5 protein-coding genes and 1 pseudogene are annotated in these 2,913 nt (G+C 39.4%); all 6 read left to right on the top strand.

All coding sequences use genetic code 11. The features are described 5' to 3' along the window. Positions 1-158 precede the first annotated feature (158 nt). Positions 159-365 (top strand): type II toxin-antitoxin system HicB family antitoxin, encoded by a 207-nt coding sequence (locus PX636_RS03380; protein ID WP_002798743.1) that lies wholly within the window; start codon positions 159-161, stop codon positions 363-365. After that, complete coding sequence (locus tag PX636_RS03375) at positions 355-576, top strand: type II toxin-antitoxin system HicA family toxin (protein WP_002766389.1); 222 nt, start codon at positions 355-357, stop codon at positions 574-576. Before PX636_RS03380 ends, PX636_RS03375 begins: the two co-directional genes overlap by 11 nt. A gap of 125 nt (positions 577-701) precedes the next feature. Then, entirely contained in the window at positions 702-860 is a 159-nt protein-coding gene (locus PX636_RS03370) for a hypothetical protein (protein ID WP_002798740.1), read from the top strand. Positions 861-1,159: 299 nt separating this feature from the next. After that, complete coding sequence (locus PX636_RS03365) at positions 1,160-1,441, top strand: type II toxin-antitoxin system RelE/ParE family toxin (protein ID WP_002740810.1); 282 nt, start codon at positions 1,160-1,162, stop codon at positions 1,439-1,441. A 9-nt stretch (positions 1,442-1,450) separates the two neighbouring features. Beyond that, the gene (locus PX636_RS03360; protein ID WP_002737909.1) at positions 1,451-1,765 is read left to right on the top strand and encodes a HigA family addiction module antitoxin; all 315 of its coding nucleotides are present in this window, start codon (positions 1,451-1,453) and stop codon (positions 1,763-1,765) included. A 168-nt stretch (positions 1,766-1,933) separates the two neighbouring features. Continuing rightward, positions 1,934-2,913 (top strand): annotated as a pseudogene (locus PX636_RS03355) (tetratricopeptide repeat protein); the annotation flags it as partial.

The raw sequence follows: 2,913 nt of genomic DNA, 5'->3' as shown, positions 1-2,913 counted from the left end.
TTGCCTTTTGCCTCTTGCATGAGTGCCTATCCTAACCAAGAAATTAATTTTGCACGACTACTTATGTAGAAGTCTAAAGCATGATCTATATGATTATTTAATTGACTGTCATTCTAGCCTGACCTATAATCATGGAAAGCTCAATCAGGAAAGTGAAAATGAGACAGGTACTTACAGCGAGAATTTTTCAAGAAGATAATTGGTTTGTTGCCCAATGTTTAGAGGTTGATGTTGCTAGTCAAGGGGAAACAGAAACCGAGGCGTTAAACAATCTGCAAGAGGCTTTAGAATTACATTTTGAACCGCCTTGTGCAACAGTTATTCCCCAATTACAGAAGATAGAGGTAGAAATCAATGCCGCTTAAGCCTTTATCTTATCGTGAGATTAAACGCAAGTTGGAAGCGGCAGGGTTTGAAGTTGTTAGTCAAAAGGGGAGTCATGTTAAGTTTGCCAAGGATACTCCCGAAGGAAAAAGGACAACGATTGTTCCCTGTTATAAGGAGGTAACAATCGGTACAATTGCCAGTATTTTAAGGCAAGCGGGATTAAGGGTTGATGAATTTGAGCGTTTATAGTTAATATCCTCTATAGCATTCTGTGTCATAATCGCCCTATATCAAGGGGACTCATCCTATCATAGAGTCATCCGCCAAAAAACATCACAGTTCATCACATAATCACAAAAATCCTAGTTAAGACTATGAATGAACAACGCGGCCAAGCTTATGTTAATTTAATTGAACAGTTGCTCACTTGTTCTAATGATGAGGAACGAACTAATATTCTGCAAGCTAATATGGAATTGATTGACCCTCAATTTTTGCAGGTGATGGAAAACTATGCAACGGGGTTAAAATAATAAGGATACAATAATAACCATGCAGATTGATTTAACACAAAACTTTGGGCAATATCTCAACCCTCAAGCGAGAAACATAGAAGAATATGAGGTGTTTTTAACTGTTGGGGACATTGACAACAGGCTAAGGTGTTGTTAGTATATCCAACATGAAGGCTACCGCGCTCATTTGTCGTCGCGTCATCTTGGCCCCAGACGCATTCGCAGAAGTCACTGTCTGGCCTGTTCCCCAACCAGTTCTGCCATCGGATCATCCTTACGTCATATACTTAAAAGTAGGATAAGAAATTGTTTAGAGAGTGATCCAAAACTTTAAAGATAAAGAAGCTCAAAAAGTTTTTGAACGTAAACATTCGCGTAAATTGCCATTAGATATCCAACAAGTGGCATTGCGAAAATTGCGGATGCTTAATCGTGCGGAAACCCTGCAAGATCTTCGTGTCCCACCAGCAAATCGATTGGAACGTCTGGTTGGTGACAGGGAAGGTCAATATAGCATTCGGGTTAACGATCAATGGCGAATTTGCTTTGTCTGGCAAAACGGTGATGCTCTAGACGTAGAAATCGTTGATTATCATTGAGGTAAAATAATGAATGAAGATAAACTAATGCCAATTCATCCCGGTGAGGTTCTTTTAGAGGAATTTATCAAGCCAATGAACCTTAGTCAGAATCAAATAGCTCTGGCTCTTGGAGTTCCTGAACAATGTATTAACGAAATCGTTCACGGAAAGCGGTGTATCACGGCGGATATAGCTCTTCGGTTAGCTCGTTATTTTGATATGTCACCGCGATTTTGGCTGGGATTACAAATGGATTACGATCTGGACGTTGTTGAAGATGAAATAGGAGATCAATTGGACAAAGAAGTTGCTGTAATGACAGTTATTTGTGCAGAAAAGTAATTTGTTTGATATGTTCTAAGGCAGAAACTTGGAATATATCAAACAAATTTGGCAGCGATCCCCCTTGACAATCACGAATATTTATTGTATCACGTTAAATCATAAGGTTGGTCTCTCTCAAAAAACATCACAGTCCATCACATAATCACATCAATCACAATCAAAATAATGAATGAACAACGCGCCCAAGCTTATGTTAATTTAATTGAACGGTTGCTCACTTGTACTAATGATGAGGAACTCAATAATGTCCTGCAAGCTAATCAGGAATTGATTGACCCCGATTTTTTGCAGGTGATGGAAAACTATGCAACATGGTTAGAACAACAAGGAAATAATAATCCTGCTGCTTTGTTACGCGATATAGCGCAATGGTTGGGGCAGTTTCTCAACCCTCAAGCGGGAAGTATAGAGGAATATCAGGAGTTTTTATTAGAAGTCTTACAAGCAGAAGCAGAGAGTAATGATCCTGCGATGGTTTATCCTATCCTACAACGCCGTCAACATCTGTTAGATGATACTTTTGCCCAACTGTTGCAACAATACGCTAGAAATGTGTTTTCTGAAGGGAAGACAGAAGATGTGCCAAGTATTGCCGTGGTGATTCAAAATTTATGTATTGATATTAAAAATTTTCCCTTGGGAAGTCGGGCTAATAAGCTGGAAATTGCGATTACAGGCTATCAAAACCTGTTAGAAGTATATACCCGTGAAGCTTTTCCAGAAGACTGGGCAATGACACAAAATAATCTGGGAAATGCTTATAGTAATCGTATCAAAGGGGAAAGGGCAGATAATCTAGAGTTAGCTATTGCAGCTTTAAACCAGTCTTTAGAAGTATATACCTGTGAAGCTTTTCCAGAAGATTGGGCAATGACACAAAATAATCTGGGGTTAGCTTATGGAAATCGCATCAGAGGGGAAAGGGCAGATAATCTAGAGCTAGCTATTGCAGCTTTTGACCTGTCTTTAGAAGTATATACCCGTGATGCTTTTCCTGAAGATTGGGCAAGGACACAAATTGGTCTGGGGAATGCTTATCTATATCGCATCAGAGGGAAAAGGGCAGATAATCTAGAGTTAGCGATTGCGGCTTATAACCTGTCTTTAGAAGTATATACCCGTGATAGTTTTCCTGAAGATTGGGC

The sequence above is a fragment of the Microcystis sp. M53598_WE2 genome, from assembly GCF_030067735.1.
Lineage (GTDB): Bacteria > Cyanobacteriota > Cyanobacteriia > Cyanobacteriales > Microcystaceae > Microcystis > Microcystis aeruginosa.
Note: the sequence above shows the minus strand (reverse complement) of the source record. Positions and strands in the feature narration are given on the sequence as shown.

Bases quoted from the DNA above. Each gene is read 5' to 3' on its own strand.
- PX636_RS03380 (WP_002798743.1), top strand. From the start codon at position 159: ATGAGACAGGTACTTACAGCGAGAATTTTTCAAGAAGATAATTGGTTT.
- PX636_RS03375 (WP_002766389.1), top strand. From the start codon at position 355: ATGCCGCTTAAGCCTTTATCTTATCGTGAGATTAAACGCAAGTTGGAA.
- PX636_RS03360 (WP_002737909.1), top strand. From the start codon at position 1,451: ATGAATGAAGATAAACTAATGCCAATTCATCCCGGTGAGGTTCTTTTA.
- PX636_RS03370 (WP_002798740.1), top strand. From the start codon at position 702: ATGAATGAACAACGCGGCCAAGCTTATGTTAATTTAATTGAACAGTTG.